Origin of the sequence: Algoriphagus sp. PAP.12 (assembly GCF_026652115.1) — a bacterium.
Lineage (GTDB): Bacteria > Bacteroidota > Bacteroidia > Cytophagales > Cyclobacteriaceae > Algoriphagus.
Genome location: NZ_JAPPSQ010000020.1, coordinates 39,091 through 63,095 on the forward strand (window position 1 = coordinate 39,091; position 24,005 = coordinate 63,095).

Below are 24,005 nucleotides of genomic sequence, written 5' to 3' on the forward strand. Positions count from 1 at the left end.
TACCCTATTTTGAAACAAAAACCTGATTACCATGAAACTAGGAGCATTTTCAGTCAGTCTTTCCGTCAAAAATCTTCAAGCCTCTAAGGAATTCTATGAAAAACTGGGCTTTTCTATTTTTGCGGGAAGTATGGAAATGAATTACCTGATCATGAAGAATGAACAAACCTTGATTGGCCTTTTCCATCAGATGTTTGACAAAAACATACTCACTTTTAACCCCGGATGGGATCAGGAAGCCCAAATAGTAAAAGGGTACGATGATGTCAGGAAAATCCAACAATCCTTGAAAGACGTAGGAATCACCTTGGCACAGGAAGCAGATCCCGGTGGCTCAGGCCCGGGAAGCATCCTCCTTTTTGACCCAGATGGAAATACGATTTTGATCGATCAACATATCTAAACCAACCAGCCCAGTACTTTCTACAAATGTCACCAATGAAATCCATGAAAGCAGCCTTCCGGGATCATTATGTTTCAACTGATCTTGTGCAGGTTCGAACTTTACCTATTCCAGAACCCAAACCGAAAGAAATCCAAGTCAAAGTTGTAGCCACTACCATCAATCGAACTGATATGGCAGTTGTCACCGGTTGGCCTTGGATTATGCGCTTTTTTGTAGGTCTACCCAATCCAAAATTCCCCGTACCTGGGACAGATTTTGTCGGGGTAATCAGTGCTATAGGGTCAGATGAAAAAGGCTTCAAAATTGGAGACAAGGTCTGGGGATTTATTGACAATGGATGCGGTAGTCATGCAGAATATTTTTGCACCTCCTCCTATTCAAATCTTCAGAAAATACCCGAAGGAATCGATTGGAAATCTGCCGCTGGATCTATTGAAGGTGTGCACTACGCCTATAACTTCATCAATAAAATGACGCTTCAGCCCGGGAATAATGTCTTGGTAATCGGAGGAACAGGGGCAATTGGTTCAGCTGCAATTCAAATTCTAAAATCGATGGGAGTACTCGTCACAGCTATCAGTTTGGGACATGTTGAAAGAGTCAAAGAATTAGGAGCAGACAGAGTAATTGATGGGTCTAAAGGTGACTGGACCCAGTTTGTAGGTCAATTTGATGCTGTGTTTGATGCTGTGGGAAAAAGTAGATTCAAAATCTGTAAACCTTTATTGAAAGAAAATGGAGTTTACATTTCTTCGGAATTGGGTCCCAATTGGGAAAACCCATTTTTGGCAATAAAAAGCGGCTTTATGGGTAAAAAGAAAGTGAAGTTCCCTGTTCCTACCAACGTCCAAAAAAGCCTTGAAAAAATTGGTCAATTACTACTTGAAGGAAAATTTCAACCATTAATCGATAGAACAGTCTCTTTGGATGAAATCAGTCAAGCTTACACATATGTAAATTCGGGCAAAAAAATCGGAAATGTAATATTGAAAGTCAGCCAAGATTTATTCTGAAATTTTGACTTCAATCAGATGAGATCATGACAAATGTCAGTACTTCTCAAAGAATATACATCCATCTTGTCTATGGTTAAATGAGATTAAAAATCTGTACAGGTTTGTAATTTTTCATGGTTTAAATAGGTGCCCCAGCTTATCACTGGGGCATTTTCTTTTTATTTCAAAATCTTTATTTGAATACCAACAACCAAACAATAATATATTTAGGTAAAGAAATCTTCAGCAAATTATTTCTAAACAAAACCAGCTTTCATCCTATTATTCTACCGAAAGAAAAAATTCTATTTTTTCATTCTGAGACAATAGAGACTATTGAAAATTAACTAGTTTTAGAATAACCAATTATCCTAACAATAAACCTATGAGATTCAATTTACTTCGAGGTGGAGTCTTTTGTCTGTTATTGGGTGCCATCTTATATAGCTGTGCTACCAAAGAAGATGAACCGGTAACCAAACCAGATGATAACCGCTTTACGGCTGTCACCCTTACAGAAGGAATGGACGAGCCGATGGAAATGACTTTCCTTCCCGGAAATAAAATACTTTTTGTTGAAAGAAAAGGAGGAGTCAAAATCCTAGACCAAAACACCAAAGAAGTCACCTTGGTTGCCACTATCCCTGTCAACACCAAATACACCAATAAAGAAGGTGTAACAAGAGAAGCCGAAGAAGGCTTGATGGGTGTTATTGCTCACCCAGATTACGAAAAAAATAATTGGATCTACATGTATTACGCGGATCCAGTGGATACCAAGCATGTCTTGGCTCGTTGGGAACTTCGAGGAAATGAATTGGTAGAATCATCCAAGAAGATAGTCCTAGAAATCCCTACCCAACGTGAAGAATGCTGCCATACAGGTGGCGGGATGGTTTTCGATCAAGAAGGCAATCTTTTCCTCACTGTTGGAAACAACACGGTCAACCCACGCTCAGGAACCTCAAACTTAGATGATAGACCTGGTCAAGAAAACAATGATGATCAGCGAGCTCCAGGAAACACAAATGACCTTAGAGGAAAAATCCTTCGAATTCATCCAGAAGATGATGGTTCCTACACCATCCCTGAAGGCAATCTTTTCCCTCAAGGAACTGAAAAAACAAGACCTGAGATTTACACCATGGGACATAGAAATCCTTGGAGGCCTACCTTGGATAGTAAGACGGGCTACCTTTATTGGGGAGAGGTTGGGCCAGATGCATCCACAGACTCTATTTGGGGACCAAAAGGCTATGATGAATTCAATCAAGCCAAAGGGCCAGGATTCTTTGGTTGGCCTTATTTCATCGGAGATAACTTTCCTTATGTGGAACATGATTTTGACACCGACACTTATGGAAAGCCATTTGATGTCAATAAACCGGTCAATAACTCTAGAAATAATACAGGTCTCACAGAATTACCAACGCCTGTGGTTCCTGCAATGATTTATTATCCTTACGGAGTTTCTGAAGTATTCCCAGAATTGGGAAGTTCCGGTAGATCTGCAACTGGAGGCCCGGTGTTTAGAAAGGCTGATTTTGCAAAAGACGCACCTTTTGTTTTCCCAGCTTATTATGAAGGCAAATGGCTAATCGTCGACTTTATGAGAGGCTGGATCTATGCTGTAAGTATGGATGAAAATGGTGATATGACAGGCATGGAAAGATTCCTACCTGAACACACCTTTAGCTCGGCGATTGATATGGACTTTGGGCCGGATGGTGCATTGTATATTTTGGAATACGGCTCTGCTTGGTTCAGAGGAAATGCCAATTCAAGAATCGTTAAGATTGAATTCAACAAAGGAAACAGAAAACCAAATGTGTCTGTACAAGCTGATAAAATTGCTGGATCGGTTCCTTTGACTGTCAACTTCACCTCTGAAGGCACGAATGACTTTGATGATTATGATCAGGGTAAATTGACTTACAGTTGGTTGATCACAAGTGATTCAGGATTTAATCAAACAATGCAGGGCGCTAACCCAACGTTCAATTTTCAGGAACCAGGACAATACACCGCGACATTAACGGTCACAGATACAAAAGGCGAAAGTAATTCGGCAGATGTGAAAATTACTGCAGGAAATGAACCACCTCAAGTTTCTATCGATTTTGGCAATCAAAATAGGACATTCTGGTTTGGAGACAAGCAAATGAGCTATAGCATCCAAGTGAAAGATGACGAAGACGGTAGCACAGTTGATGGTGGAATCAAACCTGAGGAAATTGCCGTGACTTTTGATTACGTTCCGGCTGGATTTGATCCGATTGAAATCGCCTCCAAGCAGAGTGGCGCAGAAACAGTCGCCATCCTTAATTTGGGAAGAAACCTAATTGAGTCAAGCGATTGTAAATCTTGTCATCAATACGACACAACTTCTATTGGCCCTAGCTACACGGCCGTAGCCAATAAATATCCTAATTCAGAACAAAACACAAATTACCTGATCGACAAAATCATCAATGGTGGTTCTGGGGTATGGGGTGATCATGGTATGAGTGCACACCCTTCACTTTCTAAGGCAGACGCAAAGAGAATGGTAGATTATATCCTAAGCATGGATGAAGCTCAGGCGACTGTAAATTCACTTCCTCTAAAAGGACAAATCAAACCTGAGGTTCCTGCTGGAGAAAATGCCGGAGGAAGCTTCTTGTTGAGAGCATCTTATTCTGACAAAGGTTCCGGTTCTATTGAGCCAATTTCAGGAGTAGATTATGTAGCATTGAAAGACCCATTTATAGACCCTCAAACTTCAGTGGATCGAAAGGGAGTGGAATTATTGACAACCCCATCGGTTAGCTTTATGCTTAAAGGCGACGGATCTTATTTCGCTTTGGAAGGTGTGGATTTAACGGGGATAAATGAAATTGATGTATTAGCTAGCATCACTTCCCGAAACGGAGCCATAGGAGGATCTGTTGAAATTCGACTGGACTCCCCAACTGGCAAAGTCTTGGGAACTTCTGAGGCGATTGGAAGAAAAGAAGGAGGAGGATTCAGACCACCAGAAGGAATGACCTTTATAGAATGGAGAAGACAGCAGGCCAACCGTGCAAAAGTAATTATTGAGCCAACAACAGATATGCACAATCTTTATTTCATTTTCAAAAATCAAGAAGCCTCCAAAGGCGAAACGATAATGAGCGTAATTGAAATAGAATTTATCAAGTAAACCAAAGGTTCTAGACCAAATAGCCAAGGGAATTACCTCTTGGCTATTTTTTTTCAAATGACATGCTTCAGATTGAACCCAAAACAACTAATTCTCTGAATATTGATCATTTTATGAAGCGAATTAAAAAATATTTCGACACATCACATCTCCAAGCACATTACAAATTTCAATAGGTTAAATTCCTTTAATCAACCTCATTCCTCTTTTTCCCTTACGTCCTTTTTCCTTTAGGTGAAAAAGGACCAATCCCGATCCCGAAATGTATCGGGATACGGGACCACCGCTGTCCATTTTTGGGTTAAAATCAATTTTCTCCCCACACGTCAGCAAACTCCTCAATTTTGCATAGAACCTCTTCTAAACTGAAAGTTAGAGTTAGCAAAATTTTCGTCAAACAAGCCTCCTAGTTGCCGCCTCTCACAATTGATTTCTTAACACCCAAAACTGGAAGGCGGGTCCAGACTAAAATTCATGTTTTGGGATAAATAATAAGAGCCCATACATTTTTAAGAACCCTTAAATTTTAAACGAGATTCTAAATGTACGATTTGCTTTGAAGTGGCTGGTGACAGATTGAGGTCAACAAGCGTTAAGAAAATCGGCTAGTTCCGAACTTGTTCGGAAATCCGGAGATTTTTAGCGTTTGGCCCAATCCGTCAGAAATTGTCCGAAGACATTTTCAAGCCAATTCAGGCAAAAGATCCCGATATGTCGCGGATGGGAACTTTTGGTCTTTCAAAAGTTCCATAAACAACAAAACCCATCTCAACCTTTGGAAATTTTATTGAACATTAAATATAACTGTAGACAAAATATAATCTCTATTTCTTTCCCTTTTGGATAGATTTAACCAAATGCCACTCGTCAAATAAAGTCCTTGCAGGACAGATAGTTTGGGCAAAAGCCTTATATTTTTTTCCTCAAAAATGGAAACAACATTGAAGGTCAAAAGCCCATATACTATATCCTCCAAAAGCTGGAAAAACCTTACTTTATCTTTTATACTTTTTTTGAGTATACTGACTCCCATTTTTGCTCAAGGGGAAACCAACTCTAGCTCTTTTTGGCTCTGGGACTTCTTGGGGAGACTTCATCCCATGGTAGTTCATTTCCCGATTGCCTTGCTTCTCTTTGCAACATTTCTGGAATTACACACCTTAAAAAATTACTCTCAGCCCATGCGCAAAGCCATCAATCTGATGGTTTATTTCGGAGCCACATCAGTCTTTTCTTCAGTGATCTTCGGACTGCTTTTGGCTGAAAATGAAGGCACCACTGGTTCTACCTTGGACCTCCACAAATACATTGGAGTTGCAGCAGCAGCAATAAGTATTGCCTTGATTTATTTTGTCAGAAAAGCTCAAAGCCAGCCTAGCGCAATCAAAATTTACCGAGGCCTATTAGTGATCACGGCTGTTAGCGTTGGGTTCGCAGGACATTATGGAGCAAGCTTAACACACGGAGAGACTTTCCTTACAGAGACACTGCCCTTTCAAACTGAGGAAGAAGCTCCAGAATCCATCACTATCAATTTGGCTTCTTTTCAAAATGAGCTATCGTCTGAGCAGCAAGTTCAGTTGGTAACCAACGTCAGATCCGTTTTCGCACACAATTGCTACAAGTGCCATTCAGGAGCCAAAATCGAAGGAGATCTGAGATTGGATGAAAAGGAATTCATCTTTGCTGGTGGTGAAAGCGGTCCAATTTTCGAAGCTGGAAATCCAGGAAACAGTGATTTGATCCGTAGGATTTCTTTATCAAAAAACCATAAAGATGTGATGCCTTCCAAAGGCAAACTTCTGACAAAAGAAGAAGTCCAACTTCTTACTATTTGGGTAGAAAAAGGAGCTCCATGGCCCGAAAAAGCAGATAATTTCTCCATTTATCGAGTAGCGGAACTCGCTCCAAGAAAGCCCAACTTACCCCCTGTAAAGTCAGGTTTAGAAAACCCAATCGACCGCCTTGTCAATCAATACTTCGAGAAAAACTCTATTGAATGGACCGAGCTTGTAGATGACAGGACTTTCTTGAGAAGAGCTTATCTGGACATCGTTGGTCTAATCCCCAGCCCAAGTGATTTGGAGGAATTTGAAAACGATCCCAATCCCGCCAAAAGGTCCCTTTTGGTTGAGAGACAACTGAGTCAAACGGATGATTATTCACAGCATTGGCTGACTTTCTGGAACGATGCCTTAAGAAATGATTATACCGGAACTGGCTATATCACTGGAGGAAGATTCGCCATCACTGATTGGATTTATACTTCCTTGAGAGAAAACAAACCATATGATCTTTTTGTCAAAGAACTTCTGAGTCCGACAGATAAATCTAAAGGCTTTATCGAAGGAATTCGCTGGAGAGGGACTGTCAATGCATCTCAAAGAACAGAGATGCAGGCTGCACAGAATGTAGGCCAAGTGATCCTAGGCCTCAACCTAAAATGCGCTTCCTGTCACGATAGCTTTATTTCCGACTGGAAACTGGAGGAGTCCTATGCTTTTGCAAACATTTTTGCAGACTCCACTTTGGAAATCAGTCGATGTGAAAAGCCAACAGGAAAAATGGCGCAAACTAAGATTCTTTGGGAAGATTTGGGTGAAATAGACAGCTTGGCAACCAAAGCTGAAAAACTTCAGCAACTGGCAGATCAGCTGGTCCAGCCAAAAAATGGACGTCTCTCCCGTACCATTGTCAATCGAATCTGGAAACAAATGATGGGACGTGGGATTGTAGAACCTGTAGACGAAATGGACAATGAGCCATGGAGTCAGGATTTGTTGGATTGGTTGGCTTCTGATTTCACAGAAAATGGATACGATATCAAGCGATTGATCAAGCAAATCGCTAATTCCAAAATCTATCAAAGCCAATCTATTCCTGTTCCTTCGTCTGACTTCCTTTTGGCAGAAGACTACCAATTTGAAGGAATGGTCAGAAGGAGAATGACAGCAGAGCAGTTTTCGGATGCAGTTTCGCTTTTGGCAGCACCTCTTTTCGATTCTACAGAAGTCAAATTCAAACCTTACGAACTAATTCCTGAAGCAACACAAAACCGAGAATTTGCGCGAGCATCTTTGGTGGCAAATAATGAATTTTTGAAGGCTTTGGGCCGACCAACACGTGAAATTGTATCTTCAAGTAGAGATTCGCAAGCAAGTTTGCTGCAGGCACTAGAACTAAGTAACGGCAACAAGCTGAATTCAGCACTTCAAAAAGGCGCAGTGACCTGGATAGAAACTTATCCTGATTCAGAAAAATTGACACGTGAGTTATTTGCCAAGGCTGTTTTGCGAGAGCCAAACTCCAAAGAAATGGAACTAGCGATGAAAACCTTCGGTGAAAAACCAGCAGCTCCAGAAGTCCAGGATTTCCTATGGGCCTTATTTCTTTCACCTGAATTCCAGATGATCTATTAAGCTATGAATTACCTCAAAAGCAGACGGAATTTTATCAAAAAAACAAGTGCAGCAGCAATGGCTACCATGGGGATGGGAGCACCTTTGGCGGGTCTACTTTCTTCCTGTGAAAGCAAAATGAATACCACTGCCGATTCGGTGATTTTACTTTTCATGGCTGGAGGCATGGCTCATACAGAGACTTTTGACCCAAAAAGACATACTCCATTCAGAAAAGGAATGGAAGCCAAGGAAATCCTCAGCACCTTTCCGTCAATCCCTACCAAATTAGATGGCATTCAGTTTTCAGAAGGGCTGGAAAATATTGCCTCTGTTATGGATAAAGGGACCTTGATCAGATCCTATCAAGCGGCAGATTTGGGACACATTCTCCATACGCGACATCAATATCATTTTCACACATGTTATGAGCCCCCCACAATCAGTGGTAGTTCCACATTTGGGAAGTTGGATAGCCAAAGAAAAAGGACCTTTAAATCCAGTGATTCCTCCTTTCATCAATATCGGCCAGCGCTTTACTGTAGGAGAAGGTGAAGAGCTCAAAGCCTTTCACACTGCTGGTTTTTTGGGTTCGGAATATGGACCATTTATGATCCCGGATCCTACTTCTGGTTTGGATTCTGTCCGTCCTCCAGTGGGGATGGATACCAAGCGTTTTGAGTCTCGAAATCAACTGTACAAGGATTTGATAGCAGCTGGCCCGATGGGAGAATTCGGCTCAGACTACCAGAAGGAATCTCTCAAGCGATCCATGGAACAGGCTTATATTCTTTTAAACTCACCGGAGGCAAAGGCCTTTGATTTGAGTCAGGAGCCTAAAGAAAGCTATGACAAATACAATACTGGAAAATTCGGTTTGGGATGTCTTTTAGCAAAGAGACTTGTCAACCAAGGTGCTAGATACATCACAGTCACCACAGAGTATGAGCCATTTATGGGGTGGGACACGCATGACAACGGCCATACTCGGCTGAAGGATATGAAAAAACTGATCGATGCACCTATAGCACAATTGATCAGGGACCTGGATGAAAGCGGAAAACTGGATAGAACCATAGTCTTAGTAGCTAGTGAGTTTAGCCGTGACATGCTCACTGAAGGGCGACCTGATCTGAAAGTGAAAGACCAAGTTCAAGTGCCAGATATTGTGGAGGATTTGAAAAACTTTGGAATGCACAGGCATTTCACCGATGGATGCTCCATGCTGATGTTTGGTGGAGGAATCAAGCGAGGCCATGTTTATGGAAAAACCGCCGACGAGAGACCATGTAAAACCATCGAAAACCCGATCAAAATCGATGGAATTCACCAAACCATTTACCATGCATTGGGAATAGCTCCGGATTTGAATTATGAGATTGAACAAAGACCATTTTACACCACTCCGGATGGACATGGAAAAGTGGCTTATGGGCTCCTTTCTGAGAGTTAATCTTTCTGACTTGGAATTAAAAATGCCAATCCCAATGAGAAAAAGACATCATTTATAAACTGGGAGTTTTCTTGCCCAAAGCTGGCCAAAACTAACTGAGTCTGGAATTTGATATTTTCAAAACCTCCTCTCAAAGTAAAACCAGGTTCCAAAATCAAAAAATCACTTCTCTTAGCCAAAAAGTCCTGAACTTCATTTAAAAAACTTGGTTCTGAGATTTCATAGTTCGTCTTCAGGAAAGTATTATAGGCAATTCTTGGAGTAAAAGCGAGTTCAAAATTTTTCAAAGATAGACCAATAGAAGGCTGTATATAGGGTTTGAAATGGCTTACATCAGTATGATCTTGTTTCACGCCTCCTACCTTATTTTTGATGCCAGAGAACCCCAGCCCTCCGCTCAGTTCATATACCCATTTTTTATTTAAACTGGCACCATAATAACCTCCACCGATTTCCAAGTAGCTACCCGATCCTCTCCATTCATCTGGATCAGAAGTAGTTTTATCCCCCAAGGAATAGAAACTTACATTTGATTGCCAATGATCACTAATTGCATATGCAAATTGGAATCCACCACCACTGACAGATTCCTCTCCGTCAGACCCACTAATTCCGCCCTGCAAAAACACCTCTCCTTTTTCTTTAAAAAGGGGGACGTTTTGCCCAACATTCGAATACATCACAGGGGAACAAGCTTGCAACAAAGCTGAAACAAACAAAACAAGAACAGAGTATTGAAGGAGACTTTTCATGAGATTTTGGGTTTGATGATACCTAAAGTTCATCTCTTTATTTATTATTTCCTGCCCAAAAATTCCTGTCCCAAAAAATTATTTTATGAAAAAACGCAAGTCCAATTCATGATCTTAATCGGACTTGCAAAAAATACTAAAACCTATCACTATTAAGCTTCAAATAGGTTTAACCCTACTTTTCATAATATTCCTCCACGGTATAAACAGTCTTTTCAACCTTATTTGAAACTGGATCCAAAGAGTGCAAATACCTATAAATAGCTCTTAAATCATCATCCTCCATCCACGAGAAATTCGCCCAAGGCATCGGCGATCCTTCCACCAACCTTCCATTTTTGATTCTTTCAATAAAGGCTTCCTCCGTCCAATTGGCGATTCTCCCTGTTTCTGGATCAGGAGTCAAATTCGGAGTGACATATACATAGCCTGTCCCCTCATCCATTGCCAATCCTCCCGAAAATTTAGGTCCAGTAAACTCCCCACTTGTCAGACTTCGTGGTGAGTGACAACCCACACAATTGGCAACCGAATTGGCCAGATATTTACCATACTCTACAGTTGGTCCAATCTCCACATGGGAAGGAGGCGTTCCTGTCGCACTTTCAGGTTTAAGCATCCCCAAGGCAATGACCATTTTTCCCAAAAAGGAATATTCAGTGGGTTTAATCTCATGCTTGACAGGCTTTTGAGATCTCAAAAATGAAATTAAAGCAGTCATGTCTTCGTCGCTCATATTTTGGAATGGCATAAATGGAAAAATAATCCTTCCATCTGCCCCAATCGAATGCCTCATCACCCTGGCAATTTCTCCATCAGACAACTTCCCTATTCCCGTCTCCATATCAGGAGTCAGGTTTCTTGGTCTAAAAATACCGGGACCGATATTCATTTCAGTACCTCCAGCCATCAGAACTTCCTTTCCTGCCTCCATATCGGCATATTGATCCGGCGCAATATGGCAAGTATTGCAATGGGCTGGCCCAAAGGCCAAATATTTACCTCTTGCCACCACTGCTGAATCAGAGGTAGATTTTATATCCGGATATTCAGCTTCAAATTTCTTTTCCCAAGTCAGATTGACGAAGAGAACGAATACAATAACAAGGACTACTAGACTTCCAGCAATCCAGGCGAAAATTTTAAAAAGCGTTTTCATAGCGCATAGTTTTGGTGATAACAAATAGAATCATCTATTGAGGCACTAAAATCGTTGGTCAATCTCGCTGAAGGCTACCTAATCTGTCTCAGCTCGGTAATTAATAGCCTAAAAAAACAAGGAAGTGTAAGGGGTAATAAACGCTAATCAAAGATCCACTTCTTTTCAAAAAATTAAACTGAAATGAAATAATCAAAACCCCTTATTATACCAAGAGGCTTAGAAAATTTAAGAAAATTTCTTCGAATTATACAATTTTTCAAGGCTAATTTTTCTACATCAAAAATTAGAAAACTAAACGCCCGAAATTTTTCCTTAAGAATTCTGAGTAAATCATTCAACCCATTTACCCTTTTCCCAATTATGCAAGCGGTATTGTCTAATTGCCTTAAAATTAAAATATTACAATAACCACCCAATCTTCACATGAAACTCATATCTACTCTTTCCATCCTCCTTTTTATCACTTTCCTTTTTCAATCATGTTCTCAGAATGACTCAATTAACTTTGATCAACTCACCGATGAAGTCGAAGTCATTCGGGACAATAATGGTATCAATCATATTTTCGCTCAAAATGAGCATGACTTGTTTTTCATGCAAGGATACCTTGCCGCGAAGGATCGTCTTTTTCAATTTGAAATCTGGAGAAGACAAGCTACTGGAACTTTGGCTGAAATCTTGGGTGAAAGAGAGTTGGAAAGAGATCGAGGTGTGAGACTTTTTAAGTTTCGAGGAGACAAAGAAACTGAGCTAAGACACTATCATCCTCGAGGAGTTGAAATTGTGGATGCTTTCGTTGCAGGAATCAATGCTTATATCGAAGAGGCCAATTCAGATATCTCCTCCCTCCCTATTGAATTTCAAATGCTAGGAATCCAGCCTGAGCCCTGGACTTGGGAAGTGGTAATTTCCCGACATCAAGGGCTTTTGGAAAATGTAAAAGACGAGCTGGACTATAGCCAAATAGTCAGCAAAATCGGCGCAGAGGCTACAAAAAAACTATTTTACTTTCACCCCAATGATCCTATTCTGGCTTTGGATCCTGGTATTCCCGAGGAGTTGCTATTCAAGGATATTTTAAAGCCCTACTATGCTTTCCGTACAGGTGTAGTTTTCGAACCTGAAGATTTATTACCAAAATATCGCGGAGAAAAGGAAAATACCGACTTGGCACTCGCCCAATTGAAGCAGGAGTTGGAATCCACTTTGGAAGCGGATTCATTTGCGCAAGGCTCCAACAATTGGGTTTTGAGTGGAGAGAAGACAGATAGTGGATTTCCTTTTATGGCCAATGATCCACACCGTCTTCAAGCCGCTCCTTCCCTTCGTTATTGGGTTCATTTGAATGCCCCTGGTTGGAATGTAGTCGGAGGCGGTGAGCCTGTTATCCCGGGAGTTTCTATCGGTCACAATGAGTTTGGCGCTTGGGGTTTGACAATTTTCTCTACCGATAATGAAGACATGCGGGTTTATGACATCAACCCTGACAACCCTCACCAATACCAATTCAAAGGGGAATGGCTGGAAATGAGCTCAATACAGGATACAATTCAAGTCAAAAACCAAGTGCCAGAAATCGTCACTTATTATTATACAATCCACGGACCTGTAACATTTATCGATGAGGAACTAAACAAAGCTGTAGCCGTGCAATGCGCTTGGTTGGAACCGGGATCAGCTCCCTATTTGGCAAGTCTCAAAATGGATCAATCCCAAAATTGGGAGGAATTCCGAGATGCTTGCACCTACAATTTTATTCCAGCAGAAAACATGGTTTGGGCAGATCGCGATGGCAATATCGGTTGGCAAGCCACGGGGATTGCCCCTATCCGAAAAGGATTTTCAGGTTTAGTACCCACTATGGGCGATGGAAACTATGAATGGGATGGCTATCTCCCAATCGAGGACAGACCAAATTTATACAATCCAGAATCTGGATTTATCTCTACAGCAAATCAAAATGTCTCTCCAGAAGATTACCCATTCCCAGAAGCATTGGGATACGATTGGGCGGATGATTTCCGAGGAGAAAGAATAAAAGAAGTCCTTTCTCAAGACAGGAAATTCACCTTGGAAGAAATGGGAGCTTTGCAAAATGATTACCTCGCTCTTCCGGCTCGTAATATGATCCCATTTTTGAAAGCCCTGCAATTTGATGACCCTTTGACAGACTCCCTCCGAAACAGCCTTCTTTCATGGGATTTTATTTTGAATCCAGAATCTATAGAGGCCGGAATTTACGTGATGTGGGAAAGGACTTTACGAGAAAATGCACTAAAAATCGCAGCTCCTCAAGAGCTTTGGGAGATCGTTGGGGCAATCCCCATGACAAGAGTAATCCTTTGGGCTCATAATCCAAACGACCTTTTTTCACAGTCTCCAGAAGCTTCAAGGGATCAATGGCTCAAAGATTCTTTTACTGAGGCAATTATTGAATTGGAAAAGAAGCTCGGTTCTGATCCAAGCCTTTGGCAATATGGACAAGAGGATTACAAACATGCCTTGATCCAGCATCCTTTAGGATCAGTAGTCAATAAAGAATGGCAAGCAAAACTCAATGCAGGACCTCTCCCTCGAGGAGGATACAGCTTTACTCCGGGAGCCAATGCTTATGGCGACAATAATACTTCTGGCGCTTCATTCAGGATTTTGGTAGACACTAAGGACTGGGAAAGGACTCAAGGAATCAATACCCCTGGGCAATCCGGTAATCCCGAAAGCCCTTTTTACAAAAACCTTTTCCCAATCTGGGCAAAAGACCAATACGTGACAGTTCCCTATTCTCTAGAATCGGTGAAAAAAGATGCCTTTGAATCCAAGCTTTATTCTCCAAAGAAATAAGCCTTATCAAAGATCATATTTAACTGTCAGCAAGCCATACCTTGGCTGCACCCAATAGGAATAGGTACTGATCAGGTTATCCGAAAAACTATCTCTTCGGATGGCCTGAGTATCCATAATATTCCAAACCGATGCTCTGAATTCCCAAGGACTGGATTTTCCCTGATAGCTTAGAAAAGCATTCAAAAACTCAAAATCACTTTGGGTGTTTGCTCCTCTATTGAGGTAGGCATTGTAGGTGTAATCTGCCTTCAATTTCAAGCCTTTGATGATATCCAAGTCAATTTCCAACTTGGGACTATGGGTAACAAAAGTGTTTTCAACCATCCTTCCCTGATAATTATTGGCATCGAAAGTATAGCCCAGATCAATTTCCAAAATCTTGAAAACCGTAGTTGTAAACTTGAAATTATAGCTCTGAGAAAAAGACTGATTTTTATTTGCCTCTCCATCCAAAAGAGTGTGAGTTTGATAGGAATTCCATCTACCTCCTGCTTGTAGCTTGAACGTATTGAATCGTTTGTCAAAAGTCAGATCTCCATTCAAAGTCTCATTGATCGGATCGATATTCTGAATGGTCAACAAGCGATTAACTCCTGCAAAATCCGTCACAGTCACCAAATCATCCTTTTTCCTTGCCCAATTAACATTTCCGAAAAGATTAAAAGCAGAGAAGAAATCAAAATGATTATAACTCAGGGAATGATTGGAAAAAAGCCCATTATCCAGCATTCTATTCCCTGTAAAAATAGAATTGTAATCCTGAATCACCCAGCCTGTGGCCAACTTCTGAACATCCATAAAGCTGGCAGTCTGATTGAATCTAAAGGTCAAGTCCCGATTGGATTTTACAGACCATTTGGCATAAAGAGAAGGCAAAAGCAACCATTTATCCTGCTCCCTGGACACATCATCCTGCATATCTTTCCAGGCATATCGATGCAAGTTCAAGGATGGACTGAATATCACCTTTTCCCATTTGGTTTTATAGGTCATGCCCAAATAGCTATCCTGAATTCCAAAATCAGCATCATTGTAAAACTCGTCCAATTCAGTGCTTTGACTTTCCTTTACCAAATCCACCGATCCCAAAAGCTTCTGCTGAGTGGAATTATATCCCAAGGTCCAATTCAGATGGTTGGTGGCATTGAGAATATGATAGTAGTTAAAAGCTCCTTCAATCAAATTGCTTCGGATCTCCTGATTCTGAAGGAATCGATAGGTTTCAGCATCCTCCACAGCCAACATTCCCATAAATGGCCGCTGATTGGTAGTCAAATCATACAACGGATCTTGGTATTTATTTTCCCAATTCACTTCCATGGAAAAAACCTGCTTTTCATTAGGAGCGTGATACCATTCTCCTTTTTGCTGGAAAGAATAAGGTCTTCTGGTCTGTCTCGTGGCGATTTGCTGATTGAAGGTTCCAAAATCAGAATTCAGGCCGGTTCGGGTTTCTATGTCCGCGATTTTTCCAAAGAAACTATATTTCGCATAGGTCTCTTCCCTTGGAGTAAAAGTCAGGGAATACTTCATCAAACCAGAGGCATTTTCAACCCGATTTACGGATTCCAAAGTCTCCTGATTATTTTCATCGCTTCGCAAATAGGTTCTCTGGGAATTGCTTCCCAACAAATTATTGGAAGAGGAAGCGATGAAAAAGCCGGCATGTCTCCACTTTCTGGAAGGAGTAAAATTCACATTCAGAGCTCCCAACTTGGTTTCCAGATCTCGTGCATTATTCCTTTGCGCCAAAGGAATACCCATATCCTCTCCGCTGAGCTCAACCCGGGAACCATTTCGTGAAGCCAAACCTGCCAATCCTCCACTAAAGCGAAAGTAATCCTGAAGCGTAAAGGCCAATTCGCCTACATTATTGGCATCGGCTATCAAATTCAGATTCAATTTGGGCGCATAATAAAAGGCATTTGCATGTCCCAAATAGCGCTCTTTGGGTCCTCCACCGGCAGTCACATCTCCAAAAACAAGATTCTTTTTCCCGTCTTTCAACTCTATATTCAGAGCCAAACTTTCATTGTTATCCAAGCCCCGAATCGGAGAAACTTCGTTGAAATTTTTCAACACCTGCACCCGATCCACGGCATTGGCAGGTAGATTTTTTGTCGCCAATTTGGTGTCTCCATCGAAGAAATTCTTCCCATCCACCATGACTTTGTCTACCTTTTTCCCCTGAACTTTCACCTCTCCATTGTCATCCACCTCAAAGCCCGGGAGCTTTTCCAAAACATCCTTCAACTTCCTCTCATTTCCAGAAGTGAAAGCATCAGTTTTATAGGTCAGCGTATCTCCTTTCATGGTAATAGGCAACTCCGTCACCACCTCCACTTGATCGAGCGTAGTCTCATCCACGGTCAAGACCACCTGAATTGATTCATCTGGATTCCAGTCGGAAATCTCTCTTTCAAACTGCTGAAAACCCACAAAGGAAACCCGCAACAAGTAGGTAGATCCTGTGGCTAGGTTGATCCGGAAGCGTCCCTCTGCATTGGAAACGGCAAACCCTCCGATCTTCTGTGTGGACTGATTGATGGCAACGACATTGGCAAAAGGAACAGGATTATTTAGTGAATCCAGCACCTGCCCAACCAAGGCCTTGCTTTGAGGAAAGGCCGGAAATGCCATCAAAGTGAGGTAGAGAATAATAGTGGCTCGTTTTAAAAAAGACATGTTGGTGAAGTTTGAAAGATGAAATTGGAAAGCTGAAAGAGAAATGAATAGCGCAAGTCTCATTTAAGAAATAGGCTGGGCGAAACACTTTGGAAATATGCCTTCGGCGAAATAGAACTATGAACTTTAATAGCTCAAGTCTCCCTACTTGAACCATTTGCCACAAAAATGCTTCGATTTCTGAGATATGGCTACGCCGAGATATACTTTGTGAAATATACCTTCGGCGTGATATGAGATTGCCACGTCGGCCTAGGGGCTTTCTCGCAATGACGGCAGTATTCAGCTACTGATCACTGAATACTGACCACTGTCTACTGAACTCAATTCCCTATCCGAATCGTAAACTGATTTCCTTCTCCCGGCTTGCCGGAATAGCGCTTCATCATGTCCTGCATTTGTTCCTCCTGAATCGCCATAAACTCCTTTCGATTCACTTCTTTTCCTTTGTTCGGAATCTCAATTTCAACTGGTTCATCCGATGGATTCAGTACAATCTTTTGGCAGATAATCGTCGAGCCTTCATTCTGAACTTCCAAGATCAAACCCGGCAATCCCCAGTATTGATTTGGGCCATGACTCACTGGAATCTGAGGCGTAAACCAAGCAATGATATTGACGGTATCTTTCACGGTTTCCATTTCTTCCATTCCTGTAGAAAAGCGCTTGGAATCCACTATTCTCATGTATTTCGCTTCCTGACAGGCATAATTCCCGATTTGTTTGGCCTTTCCGGTCAATTCCCAATCCATGGTGCTGAGGCTATCCTTCACCAAAAACCCTTTGCCCATCAAATCCTGCTCCTCGATATAGGACTGGGATTCCATGTTTTTATAAAGCAATTGATCTTGGGTTCCTTCCATGATTTTGATCTCCATACCACCGCTGCTGGCAGTTGCTGGGCCACCACCCAGACTTGGAGCCTGCTTCCAAATGGATTCTGTTTGGGTAAAATCTAGGATAAACTCCTTCTCCATTTGCTTTTTGAGTTGGGCCTGGATTTCCGCCATTTGCTCGGGAGCCATCTTGGTAGAATCCATAGCTATTTTGATATTAGAGGAGGTTTTGTAATATGCTCTTCCGGTCAGTCCCTGTCCAAAGGATAGTTGGATAAAAGAGAAACTGAAGGCGGTAATGAGTAAAAGAATTTTAGCTTTCATAAGGCAGGTTTTGTTTGATACAAACCAATTAAAATTCGGTATCAACTAGAGTTAAGCAGTGTTAACGAGTGTTAACCGCCCCTTTGAATCATGAATAAGCTCCTAATTTAGCATTGTGAAAAAACTGCAATTCAAGCGAATAGGGATTTTAATAGCCATCGTTCTGCTGATCACCATCGGTGTACAGGCTTGGCGTATCTATACCCAGTTTCAGATCATCCGGGATCAAGTGGCCAATGATATTCAGCTGAGTTTGGACAATGCCGTGGAAAGCTATTTTGCGGAATTGGCGAAAACAGATATCGTTACTTTGACGGATGATCGCCTCCTCAAAAAAAATAAAGGAGACTCCATTCATGTGACTACCCAATGGAAAAAAGTTAGCATTGACTCTTTGGAAAGCATGGAGGATTTGGATGATTTTATCGGCAGAGTTGGGAATAGTAAAATCCTAAAAAATTTTGATGATCTGGAAGAAGGATCCATCAAATCTTTTTCCTGGAAATCTTCCTCTCAAGATTCTTCCCATACCTTGATCTTGATTGATTCAGCTAGAAATATAGCCCTGGACACTAGCAATAACCTAAAGATTTTCATGGGAAGAGAGGCTGCCGATAGTCTACAAAATCTGCAGTTTTTGACCAATCGGATTATTATTTCCATTACTCGAGATTCACTTGATTTTGATCAGATCAATGGCCTTTTAATGACCGAACTCAGACGGAGAAACATTGACATCAATTACCGTTTGGTGCATCTCGCCAAAGGCAAAGAGCTGGAAGCTTCCAACGCCGAACTTCGAGAACTCCCCTATCATGTGACTTCCCGATCCACTTTTTTGCCTCAGGGACAAAAACTGGAGCTTTTCTTTGAAAACACTGCCAAAACCATTCTCAAGAGAGGTGCTGTGGAAATCCTCACCTCTCTTCTGTTCTTGTTGGCCATTGCAGGGGCATTTTATTACCTCTACCAAACCATCAAATACCAAAAGGAAATCGCCGATATCAAACAGGATTTGATTTCCAATATCACGCATGAGTTCAAGACTCCGATAGCTACCACGCTGTCGGCCATTGAAGGCATCGAATTGTTTAATCCGGAAAATGACACCGAAAAGACCAAGCGCTACCTGGGTATCTCCAAGTCCCAAATGCTGAAACTCAATCAGATGGTGGAGAAAATGTTGGAAACGGCCACTTTGGACTCTGATCAACTGGTTTTGAAAAAGGAACCTATCGAGCCGGAACCCCTTTTGCGTCAGCTGGTCACCAAGTTTCAGACTTTGTCTCCCGAGAAAAAAATCGAACTGATCCTTCCCGCTACCTGCAAGCCTATCGTAGCGGATGCTTTTCACTTTGAAAATGTCCTTTCCAATCTGATTGACAATGCCATCAAATACGGCGGTGATGAAATCCGAATTTGTCTGGATCAAAATGGGTTGAATAAAATCCGAATCCGAGATAATGGCGGAAATATCAGTTCAGAACAGAAAAACCGGGTTTTTGAACAGTTTTACCGCATTCCTAAAGGCGATTTGCATGATGTGAAAGGCTTTGGAATCGGACTCTACTACGTTCAGAAAATCATGGAAAAGCACGAAGGAAAAATAGAACTGGAAGTCAGCAAAGGTTCCACCATCTTTACCACCTATTGGCCATGAGCAAAATCAAGGTATTACTCGCAGAAGACGAGGTCGCATTGGGAATGATCATTCAGGAAAGTCTGGAAAGCCGGGATTTTCAGGTCAAACTCTGTGGGGACGGGCAGCAGGCTTTGGAAGCTTACCAAAGCAACAAACCCGATGTGTTGGTCCTGGATGTGATGATGCCCAAAAAGGATGGTTTTAGTCTGGCTACAGAAATCCGGAAAATCGACCCCTATACGCCGATTATTTTCCTGACTTCCAAAAGCCAAACAGAAGATGTAGTCAAAGGCTTTGGATTGGGAGCTAATGACTATGTGCGAAAGCCTTTCAGTATGGAGGAGCTGATCGTTCGAATCAAGGCCCAACTGGACCGCCTTCGTATCCGACAAAATCAAAGTGATTGGATTGAAGTGGGGAATTATGAATTCCACCCAACCAAGCAACTACTCAAAATCGAAAAGGAAGAAACCCAGTTGACTGCACGGGAATCCCAATTGCTACAGCTTTTGGTAGAGAATGCCAATGAGATCACCGACCGAACATTGATTCTAACGCAAATTTGGGGTTCGGATGATTTTTTCAATGCCCGAAGTATGGATGTATTTATCACCAAGCTTCGCAAAAAGCTCCATTTAGACTCGAATATTCAGATTTTGAATGTGCGAGGCTTTGGGTATAAGTTGGTTTGTTGATTTTCTATATCACCACGGAGGACACTGAGAGCGCGGAGGGATTTGTGAGTGGTAAGTGGTAAGAAGTGCTTTTGTACAAGGTCCAAAGTACTATGTACCAAGTATCTCACCGAAGGCGTATTCCACTTTATTTCACGATTGTATTCCTTAAATTCAGATTCCTAACGCTGAATTGAAAATCACCCCATGAAAAAATATAATCCTCTCTTTGTTTTAGCGGTTCTGCTACTCTTTTCTCTAGAGTCTTTTGCACAATCAGATGCGGCTTGGAACCAGAAAATAGACAGTCTTTTTACCGAGTGGAACACTCCAAATCATCCGGGAGGAGCCATCGCAGTGATGAAAGATGGGAAAACGATTTTTTCTCAGGCCTATGGATTGGCCTCCTTGGAATATTTGGTTCCTAATTCCACCGGGACCATCTTCAATACAGGTTCCGTTTCCAAGCAGTTTACAGCCATGGGGATCGTTCGCTTGGAAGAGGAAGGCAAGCTTTCCTTTGATGATGATATTCGCAAATTCATCCCAGAATTGCCGGACTTTGGAGAAAAAATCACTATCCGACACATGCTTCATCATACCAGTGGGCTGAGGAGTTTGCATACCCTTTTTGGCTTGGCCGGCTGGAGAGATGATGACTCCCGCACCAATGCTGACCTTAACCGAATCATCCTCAATCAGGAAGACCTCAACTTCTCACCGGGATCTGAATACCTCTATTGCAATACCGGCTATATGCTGATGGTGAATATCATTGAAAATGTCACTGGGGAGGTTTTCAAAGAATGGATGCATAAAAATATCTTTTCTGAGTTGAATATGTCTCAAACCTATGTGGAAGACCTTTATAGCCGGGTTGTGCCGAATAATGCGACATCCTATTATGGATCGGATAATTTTGAAAGAGCGGTAGAATACTGGGGCTATGTGGGTTCGGGGAATATGCATTCCACCACGGCAGACCTTTTGACCTGGTTATCCAATTTTAGCCATCCTCAGAAGGGCTGGGAAAGCTCTTTCCAAAAGATGCAAACAGTCGATCTGTTGACAGATGGATCGGAGAATAATTATGCCTTTGGAGTGATCGTGGATGAGCATTTGGGAAGAAAAAGAATCCAGCATGGAGGTTCGATTGGTGGATTCCGCGCTTACGTTGCCACCTACCCTGAGGAGGAGCTAAGCATCGTGGCTCTCACCAACTTTTCCGCAGGAAACCCAGGTGGGCATTCCAATCAAATTGCAGAGATCATCTTAGGCAAAAGCAATACTGAAGCAGCCCCAAAGCCAGCTATCAAAAGCATTTCTTTGAACAATGAGGCACTAGCCAAATTTGAAGGCACCTATTGGGATGACAAGGCCAAGTCCATGCAGAAAGTCCAGTTGAAAAACGACACGTTGAGATATTCTGGAACGGGGAGAGAAAGAGCGCTCGTTCCTATCAGTTCCAATACTTTTAAACTTCTAAATGTCCCTGCAGATGTGGAAGTGAAATTTGAGACTGCTGCTAAGAAAGATCAACTATTGGTTTCCGTCGATGGATCTGGCCCGAGCATTTTTGATGAGGTAGAAAACCCAGAATTCAAGGAAGAGGATTTGAAGGATTATGTGGGAGAATATTACAGTTCAGAAGTAGAAACCACCTATACCATTTCCGTCAAAGATGACAAAATCGAACTTTACCAAGTGAGGCATGGTTTTATCCCAGCCAAAGTCTTATTCAAGGATGTGATCACCGCCGATTATCCCACGAATGTGGTTCAGTTTGTGAGAGACTCCAAAGGCAAGGTTACCGGCATTTTGATCACCAATGGAAGGGTAAGGAATGCTTGGTTTAAGAAGGTTTTGTAGTATCAATCAATTTCATTTATACCACCACAGCCCCGGTAGCCATCGGGGTTTTCGTTCTTTTGGGGCATAGCTTGTCCCGATTATTTCGCGGCCAAAAGAACAATAAAATTAAGAATGAAAATATTTTTGTGAGTTGAGCAATTTTGCAGCATTCTAAATCTGTAAAAAAACTTTTTTATTCACCACCTCCCAAATAGTTCATACTCCAGACTTGGACTTAGAAAATTGCAGTCCCTGACTGCATTATTGATAGCACAAGTCGGGAGACTTGCGCTACCAGAGACACACCCCCTTCCAAATTAAAACCTGCATTAGGTAAAAATGTCAATATTAAATATTAAATTTAACACTAAACACCTAACCTATTATGTGAAATTTCAAAATAAACTTACTCACAATTTTTTAGTGAAAAATGATTTTTTTGATAGCCTGTATTGATATATAAGTAAACTACAAATATCAAAACACTTCAAATATGGTGAAATTGTTTCCAGAGAAATATGATTTTCCAATCAAAATGCTATAGGCACTTTGATAATAATCCACGAGAAATTTATCAAGATTACTATGTAGGAAATATGAAAACACATACTCACAAATTGCAAAACAATAAAGGCAAATTTGAAGCTAATAAATCAAACCGAAAGCCTACAAATACAATAGCAGGATATTCAATTGTAGACAATAGAACTGAAACTGTAGCTCAACAGAAACTGAAAGCTATTGCAGATAGAGGCCCAAAGATTAAACATGCAGCGCAATTCAAATCAATAGTTAACCAGGACCATCTTCAACTCAAAAGCCAAGCCCCATCAGTTATTCAAAGGGTTACAGACTTGAAAATTCAACAAGGCCCCTCCTGTTGGCTTTATGTATTAGAAGCAATTGCAAAATCAAAAGGGATAGGCACAAAATATTTATCTATGGCAATGGCCGCATATCCTACCAGCGAAAAAGCCGAAAAGAAAAAAAAGAAAGAAGCTATAGAAGGCAATGAAATGTCAAAAAGAGCAGCTGCACTGGAACTAATTGTTGAAGGCTGTACAGAAATGGTCGCCAAACTTCATAATTGGAAAGTAGGTGAAGGAGGAAGACGTGCAAATGAAAATATTCAGAAAAAGATAGTTGAAAGATATGCTCGTCAAACTTTACATTCTGACGCATCGGTATCTCATATTAATTTTGACAATCTAACTGAACGTGTGAATGTCGATTTTGTAATTGAGGAATATCTCAAAGCAAAGAAAAGAGCAAGAAAATTGGCAGATATTGTTAAATCTGGAGATGCTCCTGAATTGCTCCTAAATACCGGAGCTCAGATGATTGATGGAAATCAAGATGAGAATGATGTCCACTTATCTTTATCCTCTCAAACCTTCCCAAATTATGTCTCTATAAAAAAACGTTTCAATCTAACTATGGAGGACATGCAAAATAATATTGTTGACTTTACTGGAAGAAATGATCTAGAGATGCGGAATACAAATCATGCAATCTTATTAGATGATTATGACCCAAGTAGCAAACTGGTAACATATAAAGACCCTAATTATGGAAATATAGAAATTAAAATCACTCATTTACAATTTCAGAAAATGGCCGGAGATTCTAATATGAGAATGCTACCATTCTTCCCAGATGGAAATAAGCAATCAAGAATGGCTGATGTGAGAGACTAAGCATTCTTTATCCATTAGTCGGATATTTAGACCCAAATAGTTAATAAACACCTTGAGAAGGTAATGATTTCATTTTCCGTTTTTTCAATAAAATCGTATTCGTGG

At 41.3% G+C, this 24,005-nt stretch carries 13 protein-coding genes and 1 pseudogene; 10 read left to right on the top strand and 4 right to left on the bottom strand.

Going from position 1 to position 24,005, the window contains the following annotated elements; all coding sequences use genetic code 11:
* Positions 1–31 precede the first annotated feature (31 nt).
* The 5 genes and pseudogenes from O0V13_RS18530 to O0V13_RS18550 all read left to right on the top strand — a co-directional run bounded on the left by O0V13_RS18530 (position 32) and on the right by O0V13_RS18550 (position 9,433).
* Complete coding sequence (locus O0V13_RS18530; protein ID WP_268036483.1) at positions 32–403, top strand: VOC family protein; 372 nt, start codon at positions 32–34, stop codon at positions 401–403.
* Between the two features lie 44 nt (positions 404–447).
* Positions 448–1,419, top strand: a complete 972-nt coding sequence (locus O0V13_RS18535) for an NAD(P)-dependent alcohol dehydrogenase (RefSeq protein WP_268036484.1) — start codon at positions 448–450, stop codon at positions 1,417–1,419.
* 367 nt (positions 1,420–1,786) lie between these two features.
* Positions 1,787–4,582, top strand: coding sequence for a PQQ-dependent sugar dehydrogenase (locus O0V13_RS18540; protein WP_268036485.1), 2,796 nt, complete (start codon positions 1,787–1,789; stop codon positions 4,580–4,582).
* A 1,100-nt stretch (positions 4,583–5,682) separates the two neighbouring features.
* Entirely contained in the window at positions 5,683–8,001 is a 2,319-nt protein-coding gene (locus O0V13_RS18545; RefSeq protein WP_326492748.1) for a PSD1 and planctomycete cytochrome C domain-containing protein, read from the top strand.
* A 3-nt stretch (positions 8,002–8,004) separates the two neighbouring features.
* A pseudogene (locus tag O0V13_RS18550) lies at positions 8,005–9,433 on the top strand (DUF1501 domain-containing protein).
* Here O0V13_RS18550 and O0V13_RS18555 read toward each other — a convergent pair.
* Together O0V13_RS18555 and O0V13_RS18560 are read right to left on the bottom strand one after the other, a co-directional pair.
* Entirely contained in the window at positions 9,430–10,185 is a 756-nt protein-coding gene (locus O0V13_RS18555; protein WP_268036487.1) for a hypothetical protein, read from the bottom strand. The pseudogene O0V13_RS18550 and the gene O0V13_RS18555 sit on opposite strands and share 4 nt — an antisense overlap.
* A 175-nt stretch (positions 10,186–10,360) precedes the next feature.
* Positions 10,361–11,344, bottom strand: a complete 984-nt coding sequence (locus O0V13_RS18560) for a c-type cytochrome (RefSeq protein ID WP_268036488.1) — start codon at positions 11,342–11,344, stop codon at positions 10,361–10,363.
* A 426-nt stretch (positions 11,345–11,770) separates the two neighbouring features.
* Between O0V13_RS18560 and O0V13_RS18565 the strand changes: the two genes are divergently transcribed.
* Positions 11,771–14,188, top strand: coding sequence for a penicillin acylase family protein (locus O0V13_RS18565; protein WP_268036489.1), 2,418 nt, complete (start codon positions 11,771–11,773; stop codon positions 14,186–14,188).
* A 6-nt stretch (positions 14,189–14,194) separates the two neighbouring features.
* Here O0V13_RS18565 and O0V13_RS18570 read toward each other — a convergent pair whose 3' ends face one another.
* Positions 14,195–16,876, bottom strand: coding sequence for a TonB-dependent receptor (locus O0V13_RS18570; protein WP_268036490.1), 2,682 nt, complete (start codon positions 16,874–16,876; stop codon positions 14,195–14,197).
* 323 nt (positions 16,877–17,199) lie between these two features.
* A complete protein-coding gene (locus O0V13_RS18575) occupies positions 17,200–18,036 on the bottom strand; it encodes a GLPGLI family protein (RefSeq protein ID WP_268036492.1) in 837 nt (278 codons plus the stop codon).
* A gap of 115 nt (positions 18,037–18,151) precedes the next feature.
* On the opposite strand from O0V13_RS18575, the gene O0V13_RS18580 reads away from it, so the two are divergent.
* The 4 genes from O0V13_RS18580 to O0V13_RS18595 all read left to right on the top strand — a co-directional run bounded on the left by O0V13_RS18580 (position 18,152) and on the right by O0V13_RS18595 (position 23,900).
* Entirely contained in the window at positions 18,152–19,696 is a 1,545-nt protein-coding gene (locus O0V13_RS18580) for a sensor histidine kinase (protein WP_268036493.1), read from the top strand.
* On the top strand, positions 19,693–20,373 hold the full coding sequence (locus O0V13_RS18585; RefSeq protein ID WP_268036494.1) for a response regulator transcription factor: 681 nt from the start codon (positions 19,693–19,695) through the stop codon (positions 20,371–20,373). The genes O0V13_RS18580 and O0V13_RS18585 overlap by 4 nt, the downstream gene beginning before the upstream one ends.
* Before the next feature lie 186 nt (positions 20,374–20,559).
* Positions 20,560–22,221: a serine hydrolase domain-containing protein gene (locus O0V13_RS18590; protein WP_268036495.1), complete on the top strand. Its 1,662-nt coding sequence runs from the start codon at positions 20,560–20,562 to the stop codon at positions 22,219–22,221.
* A gap of 578 nt (positions 22,222–22,799) precedes the next feature.
* A complete protein-coding gene (locus O0V13_RS18595; protein ID WP_268036496.1) occupies positions 22,800–23,900 on the top strand; it encodes a hypothetical protein in 1,101 nt (366 codons plus the stop codon).
* The last annotated feature ends 105 nt before the right edge of the window (positions 23,901–24,005 follow it).

Excerpts from the sequence above, each read along its gene's own strand:
- O0V13_RS18530 (WP_268036483.1), top strand. The coding sequence starts at position 32 with ATGAAACTAGGAGCATTTTCAGTCAGTCTTTCCGTCAAAAATCTTCAA.
- O0V13_RS18535 (WP_268036484.1), top strand. The coding sequence starts at position 448 with ATGAAAGCAGCCTTCCGGGATCATTATGTTTCAACTGATCTTGTGCAG.
- O0V13_RS18540 (WP_268036485.1), top strand. The coding sequence starts at position 1,787 with ATGAGATTCAATTTACTTCGAGGTGGAGTCTTTTGTCTGTTATTGGGT.
- O0V13_RS18545 (WP_326492748.1), top strand. The coding sequence starts at position 5,683 with ATGGTAGTTCATTTCCCGATTGCCTTGCTTCTCTTTGCAACATTTCTG.
- O0V13_RS18555 (WP_268036487.1), bottom strand. The coding sequence starts at position 10,185 with ATGAAAAGTCTCCTTCAATACTCTGTTCTTGTTTTGTTTGTTTCAGCT.
- O0V13_RS18560 (WP_268036488.1), bottom strand. The coding sequence starts at position 11,344 with ATGAAAACGCTTTTTAAAATTTTCGCCTGGATTGCTGGAAGTCTAGTA.
- O0V13_RS18565 (WP_268036489.1), top strand. The coding sequence starts at position 11,771 with ATGAAACTCATATCTACTCTTTCCATCCTCCTTTTTATCACTTTCCTT.
- O0V13_RS18570 (WP_268036490.1), bottom strand. The coding sequence starts at position 16,876 with ATGTCTTTTTTAAAACGAGCCACTATTATTCTCTACCTCACTTTGATG.
- O0V13_RS18575 (WP_268036492.1), bottom strand. The coding sequence starts at position 18,036 with ATGAAAGCTAAAATTCTTTTACTCATTACCGCCTTCAGTTTCTCTTTT.
- O0V13_RS18585 (WP_268036494.1), top strand. The coding sequence starts at position 19,693 with ATGAGCAAAATCAAGGTATTACTCGCAGAAGACGAGGTCGCATTGGGA.
- O0V13_RS18590 (WP_268036495.1), top strand. The coding sequence starts at position 20,560 with ATGAAAAAATATAATCCTCTCTTTGTTTTAGCGGTTCTGCTACTCTTT.
- O0V13_RS18595 (WP_268036496.1), top strand. The coding sequence starts at position 22,800 with ATGAAAACACATACTCACAAATTGCAAAACAATAAAGGCAAATTTGAA.